This is a genomic window from Viridibacillus sp. FSL H8-0110 (assembly GCF_038003565.1).
Lineage (GTDB): Bacteria > Bacillota > Bacilli > Bacillales_A > Planococcaceae > Viridibacillus > Viridibacillus arenosi.
The window spans coordinates 3,755,574-3,772,858 of record NZ_JBBOPJ010000001.1 but is presented as its reverse complement, the minus strand read 5'-3'; the positions used below and the strand labels follow the sequence as shown (position 1 = coordinate 3,772,858).

Genomic DNA, 17,285 nt, shown 5'->3' with positions numbered 1-17,285 from the left:
TGAATGTATTCATCAAAGGGAATAATAAGCATTGTGAAATTATTGAAAGGAGTTATGAAATGAACAAAAGATCATGGATCATAACCCAAGAATGGCACGATATATTATTTCTACATTGGCCAGTTCCAGCTGAAGATTTACGTCAATACATCCCATCAGAACTAGAACTCGAGCTCTTTAACAATAAAGCATGGATCAGTTTAGTGTTTTTTCAAGTAAAAGAGAATCGCCCAAGGTTTATACCATCAATACCTGGTATCAGTTCTTTTTTAGAATTAAATGTCCGCACATATGTCACTTATAAAGAAAAGGCTGGCGTATATTTCTTAAGCATAGATGCCAATAATCAACTAATCGCAAAACTAGTGAATTATAAAAACTTTATGCCTTTTAGACAAGCAAATATTACTTTGAAAAAGAACGAAAATGCAATTACTTTATATAGTAGAAGTAAACATATAGAAACGAATTACGAAACACTAATAGCTTCATATGAACCAATTTCTGGGCCCATCGAACGAAGTCAACTCGAATGTTGGCTTAGCGAACGTTATCACAGCTGGACAAAAATAGACGACCAGTTACTCAGAATAGATAATGACCACACTCCATGGACTTTGCAAAAAGCCGCATATACCATCCATGAAAATTCAATCGCTTCCTATATAAAATATGATGACAAAGAGAATTATCCAATCGCTCACTACTCCAAAATGAAAAAGGCCTACCTTTACCCTCCAGTTAAAGAAACGTAAAATCATTATGTCTTTAGGGGGAAATTAAAGCCTCTAAAGCCGTGAATATTCTGCTAAATAACAAACAGCGGAGTTAGCGCAACAAACAACTGAGATAGTGCAACAAACAGCGCAATTAGTGCAACAAACGGAAGAAATAGTGCAACAAACAATGAAGATAGTGCAATAAATAGATGAGTTAGTGCAACAAAGGGGCGAATTAGCACAACAATCCCAGAAATTCGAGCAGCGATCAAAATCGGCTGCGATCCAATCCTCAAATAACAGCTATTATCGGCAACTATCCAAAACATGATGAAACTAGAGAATTTCTCATTAATAAGCTACCTCAAAACGGAGAAAAGAGGCAAAGTAGGACGTGAATATTCTGCTAAATAACAAAGAGGTGAGATAGCGCAACAAACAGATGAGTTAGCACAACAAACAACGCACTTAACACAACAAACAGCAGAATTAGCGCAATAATCCCCAACTCTCTATTGAAATATTTTCCATATTATGATAGATTCTATCTAACTATAGTTGAGAGGGAGTGAATCTTCATCATTATTACAAGACCTGTTCCGCTACAAATTCAAGCACTCAATCGGCTCCTTTATCGAGTCCCGAACACGCATCATCAAGTCATCAACAGTATACGGCAAGACACCGAGCGTATTTTAGCAGGCTATAAAGGTGAATTGCGCGTTGACCATTTCGTTCAAGAAACTCACTTTAAACTGCCATATGTCTACTTTCCTAATGTTGAATTACAAGTTTCAAAATTTCGCTTTGTACAAATAGACTCGCTCATTATCACTCCAAGCTACATTTGCATATTAGAAGTGAAAAACATGCGAGGTGTATTACGATTCCACGAAAATCCTTATCAGTTAGTCCAAATAGTAAATGGTGAAAAACGAATATACGAATGTCCACAAAGTCAAATTATTCGTGCAGTATGTAGCCTGAAATATTGGCTTCAAAATAACAAATATGAAATCCCGATTTACTATAAAATTGTCATGCCAAATACCAACACATTTATAAAAAAACGCCCCAAAAAAGTGCAATTACTGTTCAACAAAGAAATCTCCATCTTTCTAGAACAGCTTAACTCTCTCCCACACAAACTCAACGTTGAAGAATTCCGATTGCTTTGCAATCAACTAAAGACACATATCAAGCCCTACAATCCCTTTCCCCTATGTCACAAATACAACCTACAACCTGAAAGTTTAAACACAGGCATGATCTGCCCATGTGGTGCACTGGTAGAGTATTCATCTAGAAGAGGCCAGTGTTGCTCTAATTGTAAAGCACCGAAGCAAGTCATCCTCGAGCAAACTATGCTCGATTGGTTTCAACTGTTTAAACCTACCATCACAAACAAAGAGTGCAGAGAATTTCTACAAATAGAAGATAAATTTACAATATCAAGACTCTTCAAAAAGATGAATTTAACTTCAATAGGGAGTACAAAATCGCGTGTCAATCACTATGATTACAATCAACCGTTATTCAAAAAATAAAACCAACAAAAGCTGGTTTTTCATGCACAAAATCAAGAAAAACACTGAACATAAAGCCGTGAATATTCTGCTAAATAACAAACAGCCTAGTTAGCGCAACAAAAAACTGAGATAGTGCAACAAACAGCGCACTTAGCGCAACAAACAACAAAGATAGCGCAACAATCAATACTCAACCTACTTTCTGCATCCCAAATCCATTAATTCTACAAATAAAAAGACTACCCAACGAACTGCGGGTAGTCGCTACTATAAAGAATCACTTTCCAACAGGCCTTGAAACATTCACCGGAGATTTGCCCTTAAACAGGTATAGACAAAATCCAATAGCAGTCCCGACAATAGCAGGAATAATCCATCCCAATCCAAGATCTGCAAATGGAAGATAGCTCATGTATTTATCTACTACACCAAACGTGAAGCCAAATGCTTTTAGTCCGTCATATAGTGCAACGATTCCAGTAAGTGCCATTGCTGAAATATAAACATACGAAGAACCTTTGAATAACGGATGGAAAAGAGAAATCACGATCAAGACAATTGTTAATGAGTAAGCAGCAACTAAAAAAGGAACGCTTACCAATAAAATTGTACTAAGTCCGAAATTAGCTAACCCGAAACCAATCAATGAAAAGAATAAAGAGATTTTCTTATAACTAAATTTAGGAACTAATGAATTGAAATAGTTTGAACAAGCAGACACCAATCCAACACATGTAGTAAAGCAAGCTAGAACGAAAATAATACCTAATAATAAGTTGCCCCATTGTCCGAACAATAAATAGGAAGCAGAAGATAGAATGTCGCTACCGTTTTCAAATGTACTTGTTCCTGCCATTTTCACACCAATATAGCCTAGTGAGCAATATACAACAGCAAGTAAAGATCCGGCTAAAAGACCCGCTTTCAGCATTTCTCTTCGAAGCATTTTACCTTCAGTAGCTCCTTGTTGCTTTAATGTAGTCAAAATAACAATACCAAACGCAAGTGCAGCTAGTGCATCCATTGTGTTATATCCTTCTAAAAAACCTTTTAGGAAAGGAGATTGAGCATACTCTGTTGTTGCAGGGGCTAATGCGCCATTTTGTAAACGAACAAAACCTACTACAACTAAAATTACCATGCTAAGTAAAAGAAGTGGTGTAATGATCTTGCCCATAAGATCCATCATTTTACTTTGATTTAAGCTAACTAAAAATACTAAAAGGAAAAATAAAGCCGTAAAGCCGATTAGCGCAAAAGGAGAATCAGATATAAAAGGTTTTAACCCCATTTCGTATGCAAGTGTTGCATTACGTGGGATAGCAAGAAATGGTCCGATTGATAAATATACGATGATAGTAAATACGATTCCGAAAATAGGATGAACGCGACTTGCTAGTGAACGTACTCCTCCTTCAACAAAAGATAGAGCTGTTAATACAAGTAGAGGAAGACCGACAGCAGTTACGATAAAACCAGTAATTGCGAGTGGAAAGTTTGTTCCTGCATTAGCGCCTAAAAACGGTGGGAAAATTAGATTACCGGCTCCGAAGAACATTGAGAATAACATTAATCCAATAAATAAAGTTGTTGATTTTTTCATTTCATTCACTCCTTCAAAATAGTAATCCATATTCAGTGAAAATAGGCACAAAAAAAACTCGCCCCTATAAAAAGGGACGAGATTACTCGCGATACCACCCTAATTCCGGAATTTTGTGTTCACAAAAAATCCAGCACTCAGCCACCGTACTATCATACGTGATCCCAAGGTAACGGAGGATTTGCCGGCAAAATTTACATCAGGTTCAATTTTGCTTCTCGGAGATGATTTCAGAAAAGGACTTAAACATCGACTTTCAGCAAACGTCGACTCTCTATAGATTAAGTGTCCATTCGTACTTATTCTCTTCATCGAATTTGGATATGTTTTATAGCTTATCAGCTTAAAATTTAATTGTCAATATAAAACGAAGAATTAGATAGTTCAGAGAATTGCTAAGGTACTATTACACACGGATGTATCTAATTTATAGGTTTGTAGAATAATTAGTAGTTAAATAGTAACTATTAAATATAATAAAATTACATTTTAAGGTATAATAGGTATATTAGAGTGGGTTGTTAATAGATTTAATGGGAGGGGTTTTAATGCGGAATCGTACGAAAAAGGAACAAAAAATGATTGATGAATTAATGGGACTCTTAGTACTTATAGCGGCGATAATCGGCTGGTTTACTACTAACACTTTGACGGGTGTTTTTGTTGCAGTTGGATTATGTATTATTGTTATTATAATATTCTCGATTTGGAGGTCTATTAGGTTTAACAAGAAGATGAAGGAATCTGGGATACAAGAAATCGATAAGATGACTGGAAGGCAATTTGAGGAATATGTTGGTACAATATTTAAGAGCCAAGGCTACAAAGTGTCCTATACATCTGCAACTGGAGACTATGGAGCAGATCTAATATTAAAAAAAGAACAGCAAGTTATTGTTGTACAAGCAAAGCGATATAAGCAAACAGTCGGTGTTAAAGCAGTACAGGAGATAATCCCAGCTATTAAGATGTACAATGCAACAGTAGCTTGGGTAATTACGAATAGTACATATACAAAACAAGCCTTAATACTCGCAAAAAAGAATCATGTCCGGATGATTGAAAGAGATGAACTAATCAAGATGAGTTTAGATATGAAAAATAGGAATGTGAAACTGGAGCTCAAGACTGATTAATCCAATCTACGCAATAAAATATGTTTGTAATAAATTGGATTTTTTTATGAAAATAATAATATGTTGAAATCTCATTGATTACATTAGTATCCTGAACACTAAATAATGGATAATTCTAAAATAACTTGAACGATGGTACAAATGTTACTATTACTCAAGTTATTTTTATTTTTAAATACAAATTACAACGGAAATATCATAATAATTTTTCCGCTTCACAAAAATTTCGGGCAATCCTAATCATTAATAATTCTATGTAAAACAAAAACTCGACGCATGAATTATCACACGTCGAGCGTAAAAAACTAGAGTTTCTTCTATTATATTTTAGAAAAAATTATAGTGTTTCTGAAGTTGTTTTTGCTTGCATATGAAGTTGTAAATAATCAGGACCGCCAGCTTTTGAATCTGTACCTGACATATTGAAACCGCCGAATGGTTGGTATCCTACGATAGCACCAGTACAGCCACGGTTGAAGTACAAGTTACCAACATGGAAGCGTTGACGTGCGTATTCGATGTTAGCACGATTTTTTGAAATGACAGCTCCAGTTAAACCATATTCAGTGTCATTAGCAATTGCGATTGCTTCTTCGAAATTAGAAGCTTTAGAAATAGCTACAACTGGTCCGAAGATTTCTTCTTTCATAATACGTGCTTCAGGAGATACATCAGCAAATACTGTTGGTTGAACGAAATAGCCTTCTGATTGGTCTGCAGTACCTCCAGCGATTAAGCGACCTTCTTCTTTACCAATTTCGATGTAGCTAGTAATTTTATTGAATGCAGCTTCATCAATAACTGGTCCAGTATAGTTAGTAGGATCTACAGGATTACCGACTTGTAATGCTTTTGTTAATTCCTCAACACGTGCTACTACTTCATCATAAACTTCATCCACAATTACTACACGTGAACATGCTGAACATTTTTGACCACTAAAGCCGAATGCAGATTTAACGATAGATTGAGCAGCTAATTCTAAATCAGCCTCTTTATCTACTACAATCGTATCTTTACCGCCCATTTCAGCGATAACACGTTTAATCCAAATTTGCCCTTCATTTACTACAGAAGCACGTTGATTGATACGAAGACCAACATCACGAGAACCAGTGAAACTGATGAAACGAGTAAGCTTGTGATCTACTAAATAATCGCCAACTTCAGCACCTGAACCTGGGATGTAGTTAACAACACCTGCTGGAAGTCCAGCTTCTTCTAATACTTCAATGAATTTGTAAGCAACAACCGGTGTTGTTGAAGCAGGTTTTAAAAGTACAGTGTTACCAGTAACAACTGCTGCTACCGTAGTACCAGCCATGATTGCAAATGGGAAGTTCCAAGGAGAGATGATGACACCAACACCTAAAGGAATGTAGTCATAGCGGTTAAATTCTCCAACGCGACTTTCAACTGGTTGACCATCTTTAATCGCTAACATTTGGCGACCATAATACTCAAGGAAATCGATTGCTTCAGCAGTATCAGCATCAGCCTCATTCCATGGTTTACCAGCCTCGAATGTTAACCAAGCAGAGAATTCGTGTTTACGACGGCGGATGATTGCAGCTGCTTTAAATAAAATATCAGCTCTTACTTCAGCTGGAGTATATTGCCATTCCCCAAAGGCAGTATGTGCAGCTTGCATTGCTTTTTCAGCTAATTCTTGGTCAGCTTTTGATACAACACCAACTAATTCTGATTTCTTAGCAGGATTGTAAGATGAGATTTTTTGCTCAGTTGTTACTTTTTCACCGTTTATGATTAAAGGATATTCTTGTCCTAGTTGTTCATTTACTTGTTGTAATGCAATTTGATATGCATCTGCATGCTCTTTCGAAGTGAAATCTGTAAATGGTTCATGTTTGTATGGAATCATTATTTTTTCTCCCCCTAAGTTGTAAGGTGCAAAATGAGTTTGCACTTTTCTGAAAAGTATATATATAATAATGCAATATCATTTGGCATATTACAATAAAAATATTCGAAAAATTATAAAAAACTTAAAGGGGTCTATAAAATTGGAATTAAATGGTCTGCTTCAAGTGTATGAATTTATTACAGAAATGAGTGATATCGGTATTAGTGCAATCGATGCCAATGGAATGCCGGTAATTTATAATAAAAAAATGAAAGAGCTTGAGGGTATAACAGATGTGGAGGTTAAAAAACGCTCTGCAAGGGAAATTATTAATTTTGAAGCTGAAGAGAGTCTATTGCTACAAGTGTTACATAAAGGTCAACCGATTAGGAATCATAAAAAAACTTTCTGGAATCGAAAAGGGCAGGAAATTACGACGATCAATAATATATTGCCAATTGAAAAAGAGGGGAGAATTCTTGGAGCAGTAGAATTTGCTAGAGATATTTCTACACAAGAATTCATGATGTATCAGCCACTTCGACGTTATGGTCAACCTTTAACATTTGAAACAATTACAGCTGTTTCAGCATCAATGAAAAACGTAATTTCAACAGCAAAAGTAGCTGCGACTAGCCGTATTTCGGTAATGCTCATAGGGGAATCAGGAACGGGTAAGGATATGATTGCTGAAGGAATACACCATTCACTTTCAATGCCAAATGAGCAGTTTATTACACTCATTTGCAGAAGAGACGAAGAAGCAGTAATTGCACAACTAGAAAAATATATAACTGAAAATAATAACATTACTTTTTTCGGTGAACGGATTGAGTATTTATCAATGTCAGCACAGGAAAGAATCGTAGAATTATTGAAAATCCATGAAACAAAGAATCACGTCTTTATAGCTAGTATTGGTGGAGACCCTATTGAACTTATTAGTGATGGTAAGCTATCGAAAAGTTTATACTTTTTCTTCTCATCACTTACAATCCGTGTTCCCTCAATCAGAGAACGGAAAGAAGATATTATGCCATTTGTGAATGATTACTTTTCGAGACATCGACAAGACTTTGGCTCTTTTGTGCAGGGACTAACGGATGAAGTGGAAGAAATCTTTTTGTCATATGACTGGCCAGGAAACTTGAAGGAACTAGAAGTGTTATTAGACGAAATAGCATCTCTTATTACTACTGAGGAAAGTATTACTTATGAGATGTTACCAGCATATTTCCGATGGAAGGTTCAAGATATTCATCGTCAGGAAAATAATGTGCAAAGTGAATTGTTTATCGTTCAAACAGTTAAGGATCTCCGCCCACTCGACCAATATATCCGTGAAGTAGAGGACTATTATGTGGTGAAGGCACTTGAATTTTTTGGTGGTAATGTCTCAAAAACTGCAAAAGAGCTGGGTTTGAAAAGACAAAGTTTACAATATCGCATGAAGCGAATGAAAGATGCTGATGAGAAAAAATAAAAAAATCCCGCCTTTTGAGCGGGATTTTTTTATTTGCGTTTTGATAGACGACCAACGATGAATGCTGATGCAGCTAAGCCAATCGCAGTATTTGTTTTTTTATTGAAAACTTGTTTTGTAACAAGTGTTAAGTTTTGAGGACGCTCTGCTAAACGGCGCATAAAGTATCCATACCAATCACGACCAAATGGAACATAAGTACAGAAGTTATAGCCTTCTTTTGCTAATTGAAGTTGCATATCTTTACGGAAACCATAAAGCATTTGGAACTCAAATTTATCATTTGGAATATTATTTGTTTTAACAAATTGTTTTACATGGTTAATGACACGGTGATCATGTGTTGCGATTGAAGTGAATTTACCATTCAGTAAGTGATACTCAATCAATTTAATATACTTTGCATCGATTTCAGCTTTATCTTGATAAGCAATATTTGCAGGTTCTTTATAAGCACCTTTTACGATACGTAAACGATAGTTTTTATATTTTTCGATATTTTCATCAGATTCATGGAAGTATGCTTGAATAACGGTACCGATATTTTGATGTTCATTATTTAGCTGCTCCATCAACTCAAAAGAAGGATGTAAGCGATCATAATTCTCCATATCAAAGTTTACGAAAATACCGTATTGATCAGCTAGAGCAACAATTTCTTTTAAATTTTCATAACAGAAGTCAATATCAATGTCTAAACCTAACTGTGAAGGTTTTAAAGAGATATGAGCATCTACCCCATGATCATGAATTGCTTGAATTAATTCTAAAATTTGATTTTTAGCAGCGATAGCTTCTGATTTTTCAAAAACAAATTCACCCAAGTTATCAACTGTACATGCAATACCATGATTATTTAATTCTTTAATACTATCAATCGTTTCTTTAATATTAGTACCGGCTACTACACTTTGTGCCCCCATCTTTAAACCGTATCTTTGAGCAGCTGCATTTAGTGTGCGATTTTCGGATAAATACATAAAAAAGTCTCTTAATATCATAAAAAATCTCTCCCCATCATTTGTGAACTAAATTCCAAGCGATTATATCATAAAATTTCAAATTGCAAGAGTTTTCTTTTAAAATAAATTTTGACAAAAGAGATAATTCAGATAAAAAATTTCATCAAAAATAGTTATAAAATAAGAGTATTAGATATATAAAGTAAGTCCCTATTATAAATTTGTAAAAAACAAGATTTTTCAAAACAGACTAATACATTTTTTTATATTAGTTAGTTTTTGAATCTGAAACCTACCTTAGCAATCAATAAAATTAATAAACATTTGCTACAATTTGAAAATTTTTCAGTAAATCAAAGAAAGTAGTTCATTCATTACAGAAAACATAAGTTTATAATGTGATACTAATATAATAATGTGAGCCGTTAAATTGTATTGAATTATGTATGGTCGTGAAACCAATTGCAATAGATATGACTTGTAGGGGATTAGTAGAAAAATAAGCGTGACTATAACGATTTATTTGATATGACTGTTGAATTAAGGATGTTTTTAAATAAATAGGTCAAAATTTATTAATAGAAAAATTAGAAGAGTTACAGAAGAAATAGTGCTTTTGTATAAACTATTTAAGGATAATTTATGGAAGGGGAATTATAAGAAGATCTTGCTAGTTTATATCTGAAATTATTAGAGAAGAGTAGATTGAATCTAACTGCACATACATACGTTTTTCGTCATTCAGTTTCATGTTGAGGTATTAAAATGAGTAGACAATGCTCTTGAAGAATTGACAGGGTAATAGGACAAGGTTACTCTGTCAATTTTGTATACATAGTAGCTGAATCTAATATTGTCCAGATATCTTTATCAAGTCCATACATTCTACGTATTTTCGCTTTTGTATGAAGTTTATTACTTGGAAACACTATTTTCAACTAATAACACTATTTTTTTGAATCTTCAAAGGAAATAGTGCCATCTTTAATGAGTTTCCGAATAATTAGCAGATAAACTATCAATAATGGGACACAGGGTAATAGGTCACTTTATAAGTATATCTAAAAGTTGAAATATATGACGATCTTTAAAAGGATCTCTAATTTAACTTGGTGTTCAAACGAAGAAATAAATAGCTACTTATATTGAAATGACTATTAAGAATAAGTAAAGCTAACGCAACATTTTTATAATGCTGTATTAGTTTAACACGGGACTTTTTTAATTAGAGAGCGACGCATAATTTCAATTTTTAATAAGTAAATAAATTCTGGGTTTAACATGCTAGTAGTTGCCGTAACATAAGCTTTAATCAGTAAATCGTCTGATAATTTACTCACGAATTAGTTCACCTCCATATTTTTGTGAGTCTAGTTCTAAATCAAAATAAGATGGAATATATTGATAGTTAACTTTGCTATAAATAATGTAGCAAATTGCTTTGCTCAAAACAACCACCCCTTTATCCACAGGTTTTGGTGGATAATTTGTGATTAACTTATGGATATATTGGGGGAATATAGAAGTGCCGGTGTGTATAGTGTGCATAAAGTTATCCACAGTTGTCTAGACAATTAAAATTTGTCGAAACATTTTTCTGAATTGTCAGCTTTTCGTTGGTATTTCGAGTTGAATTGACAACTTAAATGGAATTTTTAATCATGAAAATAGAGTTATTAAACGTTCTCAAATTAGCTGAGCGCTAGAATTCACTAATAGTAAGACGTGAATATTCTGCTAATAATTAATTTAGATGTTCAGTATAATTAATAGTCATAATATTACAAAATTTAAGGTTTTAGCATAAAGGTTTTTATGTTTTCCTCAACAGTCATTGTTTTTAGGCATTAAACCTACATATCCATTCCTATTAAGGTTCAAATAACATTAATTTTCGTAAAATTCTGTCGATTTTAATTTATTTTTTAAAACGTTGAAAGAGGTTATTTTTTACCAGTATTAAACCAATTGAAAAATGTTTACTTGAATAAAATTACAGAGTAATAGACATGCTTAATTAAGGTTTCAACAAATTAAAGTTATTGTAAAGAAATCAGTATTAAAACAATCTCCTAATCTAAAAATTAGGGGGTTTTTTATTGCATTATCCCCATTCTTTTTTAAAAATATCATGAAAATCATTAATAAATGATCCATTTAATAAATAAAGAGTCTTTTCAAATGTAGAGTTTATCCATTAAATAAATATCGACTCTTACCTCATCTATAAATTATCTGTACATAAATTTTGAATGAGTTCTTATATCTTTTTTTAGCATTCCTAGATAAAAAAATAGGATTGCTTGTTTTTAAGGCTATCCTTTCATTTTATTGTGGTTAGGATATTAGTCCTTTGAAAATGCAATGCATAAATTGATGTTTCAAATTTTAATGAATATGAAAATAAGCAAATAAAGACCTTATGGATTTGGATGAAAATGTAGTGATAACTCTTTATTATCAAGAGTTTATGTGGAATTAATATACAGTGAAAAGACAACGAAATTAAAAATAGAGATAATTATTTAGTACTATTCATTGATTTTGAAATTTAACAGACATATTGCCCTCTTTTTTATTTTATAGGTGTATTTAGGCATTTTACAATTAATCTGAAAATCTAATAAATTTAACATAAATATATTAAATGCGTAGAAATATTGTTACATCAACATTTCTACGCACTTTTTATAAATAGCTACAAAGCATTGAAATGATTTTTCGAGGACTTAAGACCTGTAATCTAATAGTAAATTACTATTATTTATAAAAATGGAGAAAAAAATCGATAAAAAATGACAAAAATTTGAATTGTAATCTTATATAGTTGTAGTTACAACTAGAGATTGATATTTAGCACCATTGATTCTGTTTACCTAAATGTCTGTTTGGGAAAGGAGGCAAAGGTGTTTTTCTTTGGTCTTTTTTTGGTGACTTAAAAAGGCTATCAGCTTCTAACAAAAAACAAATATCTTTATAAAATTAGGGGAGGAATGAAAATGAGGAAAAAAAGTAGTTCTGTCAAAGCATTTAGCATCGCTGCATCTGTACTCATGGCATTTTCTTTAGTCGCTCCAAATGTTGCTAGTGCAAAAACGACTGATAAGCTTCATCAATCTTTCAGAGATTCAAGTTCTAACACAACTCTCGTGAAAGACAAGTTAAGCGATCGATTACTCAATAATTTTAAAGATGATGACAAGGTAACATTCCTTATCAAATTCAAGGAAAAATCTACTGCAAATAAAGTAGCTAATGAAGCGAAGAAAAACGCAAAGGCAGATAAAATGACGGCCCATCAAGCTAAGCTCGCTCAACGATCTGCAGTTGTATCTGATTTAAAGGCAACTTCACTTGAATCACAAGAAACAGTCAAAGAATTCCTTGAACAAGAAGAGAAAAAAGGGAATGCAAAAGATATCACATCTTACTATATCGTTAATGGGATGGCTGTTACGGCAACAAAAGAGATTGCTGAAAAAGTGGCGACATTTGCAGAAGTAGAAAAAGTATTACCAAATGAAAAACGTCAATTATTTACAACAAAGACAAAAGAGACTCCTGCACCTAAATCAAAAACTGCAAATGTTGAGTGGAACGTTGAACGTGTTAAAGCACCTCAAGTTTGGGCAAAAGGAATTGATGGAACAGGAACAGTGGTAGCAAGTATTGATACTGGTGTGCAATGGGATCACCCGGCATTAAAGCAAAAATATCGTGGTTTTAATGCATCTAATGGACAAGTTTCACATGACTTCAACTGGTTTGATGCAACTGTTGGACGCACCACTCCGTATGATGATATTGGACATGGTACACACGTAACAGGAACAATGGTTGGTAGTGAACCAAATGGATCTAACCAAGTTGGGGTTGCACCTGGTGCGAAATACATTGCGGTCAAAGCATTTACATCAGAAGGTGGTACAGATGCGGATCTATTGGCAGCGGCACAATGGATTCTAGCGCCAACTGATGCTAATGGAAATGCACGTGTTGATATGGCTCCTGATATTGTGAATAACTCTTGGGGTGGTGGTCCAGGTCTTGATGAATGGTACCGAGATGTAGTGCTCAATTGGCGTGCTGCAGAAATTTTCCCTGAATTCTCGGCAGGTAACACAACGAGAACGAATCCAGGTGGACCGGGTTCTGTTGCTGCACCAGCTAATTACCCAGAGGCATTTGCAACTGGGGCAACTGATATTAATAACAAAGTAGGAAGTTTCTCACTTCGTGGACCATCGCCATATGATCAAATCAAGCCAGACATTTCAGCACCTGGTGTGAACATTCGATCAACTGTTCCAGGTAGTGGCTATGAAGGTGGCTGGAATGGAACATCGATGGCTGGCCCAGCGGTATCAGGGGTATTAGCTCTTCTTCGTCAAGTAAATGCGAACTTAACAGTTGATGAAATGGAACAAATTCTACTTGATACAGCAATTCCATTAACTGACTCTGAATATCCACAAACACCAAATCATGGCTATGGTTATGGATTAGTAGATGCTCAGGCAGCAGTTTCTTCAATAATTACTGGTCTAGGTACGTTAAAAGGTCAAGTGACAAAACAAGGTGATGACAATGAAGCGCCAGTACTAAAACATAAAAGTCCTGTAGAAGCATTTGCAGGGATGGATTTAGATTTGACAGCTTCAGTAACAGATAACATTAGTGTTTCATCTGTTATCTTAAATTACAAAGACGTTAATGGTGCTTGGAAAGCAATTACTGCAACTCATAAATCAGGCGATTATAAATCAGGGGAGTTCGGTGTAACGATTCCTGGTGAAGCGATTAAAGTAGATTCATTCAAGTACAAGTGGACAGTCAATGACTTCGGTAATAACGAAGTGAATAGTGAAGAATATGTAGTACAAGTAAAACCTGGTATCACAGTAGGGTACTTTGAAAACCTAGAAAAACAACCTACTGGCTGGACTTCGTTTGGCAATAAAAACAGCTGGGAGTGGGGAACACCAACGTCTGGTCCAGGAAAAGCTGCATCTGGTGAAAAAGTGTATGCTACAAATTTAGCTGGTAACTATGACAGCCAAATGAACGCAACACTCGTGATGCCTCCAGTTGATTTACCACAAGGCCATTCTTATTTACAGTTCAAACAATGGCATAACTTCGAGGAATCTACATCGGGAAGAGCTTGGGATTATGGACATGTCTTTGTCTCAACAGATAGAGAAGAGTGGACACAAGTAATGATGGTTCAAGGTGCTTCAAACGGTTGGAAAAATGCAGAAGTTGACTTATCAGCTTATGCAGGTCAACGCATCTACATTGGTTTTAATGCTTTCTCTGATGGAAGTGTTAATAAAGAAGGTTGGTATATTGATGATATCGGGTTAGTGGATGTCTCACAAACAGGTAAAGTGTCTAAAGATAAGGACAAAAACAAAAATGTAAATGGCAATAAATCTAATAACGCTAGCGATAAAAATAGCAGTAACAAAGGAAATGTAGGAAAAGATAAAGATAAAGAAGCTATGAAAGAGTGGGTTGATCCTAAGACTATTCGTCCGGTATTGCCTACAAAAGAAAAACCATCGGTAGAAGAAGCTATTGTGAATCCAACGCTTTTACCTTTAGGTGCTCAAGTAAGTATTCTTGAATCTGGCCGTTCAGTGTATTCAAATCCTGCTGATGGTTCATATTCATTAACACATGGTGCCGGAACATTCACTGCGAAAGCAGAAGCTTATGGGTTCACATCTAAACAGCAATCTGTTTCGATCGAAGCAGATGGCATGGCAACTGCAAACTTCACATTGAATGAAGTTGCACAAAATACAGTGAGTGGTAAAATCACTGACAAATCAACAGGTGAAGGCGTAGCAGGAGCAACTATCTTACTAGTTGAAGATGCCAATATTACGCCAGTTACTACAGACGCAAAAGGTAACTATTCATTGACTGCATATGAAGGAGACTACACATTAAAAGTTGTTGCTCGTGGCTTCTATAGCCAAGAAACAACTATTAAAATTGGCCAACAAGCTACGACTCAAGATATTGAGTTAAAACCTTTCTACACTTATCCGGGTGGCGAAATTGGCTATGATGATGGTACTCCTGAAAATGCACGTGCATTTAATGCAGCTGGAAACGCTTGGGCGGTGAAAATGTCTCTTCCTGAAGGAAAGGAAAACGGCATTGTAACTGATGGCGTATTCCGATTCTGGGACACTGAATGGCCAGTTCCAGGTGGTACTGCATTCGCAGTTGAAGTGTGGGACGCGACTGGAGCTGATGGATCACCTGGTAAGAAAATTGCGGGGCCGATTGATGCAACAGCTCTACGTAATGGTGATTGGACAGTTGTTGATTTAAGTGATCACAATATTATTGTAAAAGGCGATTTCTACATGGTATATCGTCAAACGTTTGCTAGTCCGAATACACCTGGACTTGCAACAGATGAAAGCGGAGAAAATGCGGGACGTAGCTACCAAGGTGTTTCCGATGCTTGGTCACCATCACCTGCTGAAGAAGGTAACTACATGATTCGTGCTCGTGTAAGTTATGAAGTACAGGGGCCAGTTATAACTTCACCAGCAACAAAATCAGTGACAAATGAAGCATCAACAAAAATCGAAGGAACAGCTTCACCGACAACAACGATTAAATTAAAACAAAATGATCAAGAGGTTGGAACGGCAGTCGTTGGAGCAGATGGTAAATTCTCAATCGATGCTAAATTATCAGAGGGTTCAAATGAATTCGTAGCAGTAGCAACTCTTGATGAGCGAGTAATAGGGGAATCGGAAGCTGTCACTGTTGTATTAGACACGATGAAACCTGAACTGAAAATCGAAAGTCCGCTTGACGGGGATAAAACAAATCGTGAGTCAGTAACAGTTGAAGGTACTGTCGATGATGCGAATCTAGATTGGGTCCGTGTAAATGGAAAAGACGCACCTGTGGTCAACGGAAAATATTCAAAACGTATTCTTCTCGACAATGGTGTAAATGAAATTAAAGTAGTAGCTAGCGATAAAGCGAACAATAAAGTAACAAAGAAAATTAGCATCACAGCAAATTACGATGCACCAGTCATTGAAAATTTAACACCAGTAGAAGACCTTAATTTGGAAACAGGGAAAAGTGTTAAAATTGAATTTGATAGTGCAGCAGGATTAAAAGCTACTTTCGTCATCCATATGCCGCTAACAAATGTTAATGGACAAATTCAAAATGCGACTGAGCTTCCTATGTCAGAACAAGCAAACGGTCATTACGTAGGCTATTGGACAGTACCATCAGGAACAGTAGCTAAAGGAGCAGTAATCGAAGTAAAAGCTGTTGACAATTTCAAAAATGAAACACGTCAAGAAGCGAAGGGTAAACTGTATATCAATGTTGAGAAATAAACGCTATTGAGTATTGAACCCCCTATCTCTTTTGAGAAGGGGGTTTTTAGCATCTTTCTGAAAATTGATCTTGCTGGAGTGATAACATCTTTTTGAAAATTTTAAAAAAGTCAAAAATAAAGAGGAAACTCTTTTTTTTAATCACTATTTCGGACCATTTTGTGTCCTTATACATATCTTACAAAGAATGAAAAGAAAAAGGAGTGAAATTGAATGGTTCAACCTTTTCAAGGAGGACAGTGGCAAAACGAAAGTTCAAATTTTTGGCGTGGGCAGCAATGGAACCAAGGTAACATGTGGCACCAAGGAAACGACTGGCACCACGGTCAAAACTGGCATCCGGGACATCATTGGCAACAATGGAATCCATGGCAACCTTGGTTTCCGTGGCAACAATGGAATCCATGGAACCCGTGGCATCCATGGCATCCAATTCAACGCGGAAACCGCTGGTAATAAAAATAGAACGAGGATAGTCATGCACACATAGATTTCACATATATTAATACGACTATATAGCATCCCCTGATTCAATTGAGTCAGGGGATATTATTATGCCTCAGAGGTGAAAACGCTTTAGAAGTGCAATAAAGATGCAAAT

At 35.3% G+C, this 17,285-nt stretch carries 11 protein-coding genes and 1 other annotated feature; of the genes, 5 read left to right on the top strand and 6 right to left on the bottom strand.

Annotated elements, in window-relative coordinates; genetic code table 11:
* The first annotated feature begins 59 nt into the window (after positions 1-59).
* Positions 60-755, top strand: coding sequence for a YqjF family protein (locus MHH98_RS18825; RefSeq protein WP_038179824.1), 696 nt, complete (start codon positions 60-62; stop codon positions 753-755).
* A gap of 53 nt (positions 756-808) precedes the next feature.
* On the opposite strand, the gene MHH98_RS18820 is transcribed toward MHH98_RS18825, so the two are convergent.
* Positions 809-1,015 carry a hypothetical protein gene (locus MHH98_RS18820; protein ID WP_340713390.1) on the bottom strand — a complete coding sequence of 69 codons (207 nt, stop codon included), beginning with the start codon at positions 1,013-1,015 and terminating at the stop codon, positions 809-811.
* 276 nt (positions 1,016-1,291) lie between these two features.
* On the opposite strand from MHH98_RS18820, the gene MHH98_RS18815 reads away from it, so the two are divergent.
* On the top strand, positions 1,292-2,266 hold the full coding sequence (locus MHH98_RS18815; RefSeq protein WP_083671623.1) for an NERD domain-containing protein: 975 nt from the start codon (positions 1,292-1,294) through the stop codon (positions 2,264-2,266).
* A gap of 259 nt (positions 2,267-2,525) precedes the next feature.
* Here MHH98_RS18815 and brnQ read toward each other — a convergent pair whose 3' ends face one another.
* Positions 2,526-3,851, bottom strand: coding sequence for a branched-chain amino acid transport system II carrier protein (gene brnQ / locus MHH98_RS18810; RefSeq protein WP_340709314.1), 1,326 nt, complete (start codon positions 3,849-3,851; stop codon positions 2,526-2,528).
* A 69-nt stretch (positions 3,852-3,920) separates the two neighbouring features.
* Positions 3,921-4,172, bottom strand: a binding site (T-box leader).
* A gap of 227 nt (positions 4,173-4,399) precedes the next feature.
* Here brnQ and MHH98_RS18805 point away from each other — a divergent pair.
* A complete protein-coding gene (locus tag MHH98_RS18805) occupies positions 4,400-4,987 on the top strand; it encodes a restriction endonuclease (RefSeq protein ID WP_038179818.1) in 588 nt (195 codons plus the stop codon).
* 337 nt (positions 4,988-5,324) lie between these two features.
* Here MHH98_RS18805 and pruA read toward each other — a convergent pair whose 3' ends face one another.
* On the bottom strand, positions 5,325-6,872 hold the full coding sequence (gene pruA, locus MHH98_RS18800) for an L-glutamate gamma-semialdehyde dehydrogenase (protein WP_038179896.1): 1,548 nt from the start codon (positions 6,870-6,872) through the stop codon (positions 5,325-5,327).
* A gap of 139 nt (positions 6,873-7,011) precedes the next feature.
* On the opposite strand from pruA, the gene MHH98_RS18795 reads away from it, so the two are divergent.
* The gene (locus tag MHH98_RS18795; RefSeq protein WP_038179815.1) at positions 7,012-8,334 is read left to right on the top strand and encodes a helix-turn-helix domain-containing protein; all 1,323 of its coding nucleotides are present in this window, start codon (positions 7,012-7,014) and stop codon (positions 8,332-8,334) included.
* A gap of 29 nt (positions 8,335-8,363) precedes the next feature.
* On the opposite strand, the gene MHH98_RS18790 is transcribed toward MHH98_RS18795, so the two are convergent.
* Positions 8,364-9,335, bottom strand: coding sequence for a proline dehydrogenase family protein (locus MHH98_RS18790; RefSeq protein WP_038179812.1), 972 nt, complete (start codon positions 9,333-9,335; stop codon positions 8,364-8,366).
* 1,166 nt (positions 9,336-10,501) lie between these two features.
* The gene (gene sda, locus MHH98_RS22175) at positions 10,502-10,579 is read right to left on the bottom strand and encodes a sporulation histidine kinase inhibitor Sda (RefSeq protein ID WP_412104674.1); all 78 of its coding nucleotides are present in this window, start codon (positions 10,577-10,579) and stop codon (positions 10,502-10,504) included.
* 1,716 nt (positions 10,580-12,295) lie between these two features.
* On the opposite strand from sda, the gene MHH98_RS18780 reads away from it, so the two are divergent.
* Positions 12,296-16,684 carry a S8 family serine peptidase gene (locus tag MHH98_RS18780; protein ID WP_340713389.1) on the top strand — a complete coding sequence of 1,463 codons (4,389 nt, stop codon included), beginning with the start codon at positions 12,296-12,298 and terminating at the stop codon, positions 16,682-16,684.
* A 178-nt stretch (positions 16,685-16,862) separates the two neighbouring features.
* Here MHH98_RS18780 and MHH98_RS18775 read toward each other — a convergent pair whose 3' ends face one another.
* Positions 16,863-17,168, bottom strand: a complete 306-nt coding sequence (locus tag MHH98_RS18775; protein ID WP_143691099.1) for a hypothetical protein — start codon at positions 17,166-17,168, stop codon at positions 16,863-16,865.
* Between the last annotated feature and the right edge of the window lie 117 nt (positions 17,169-17,285).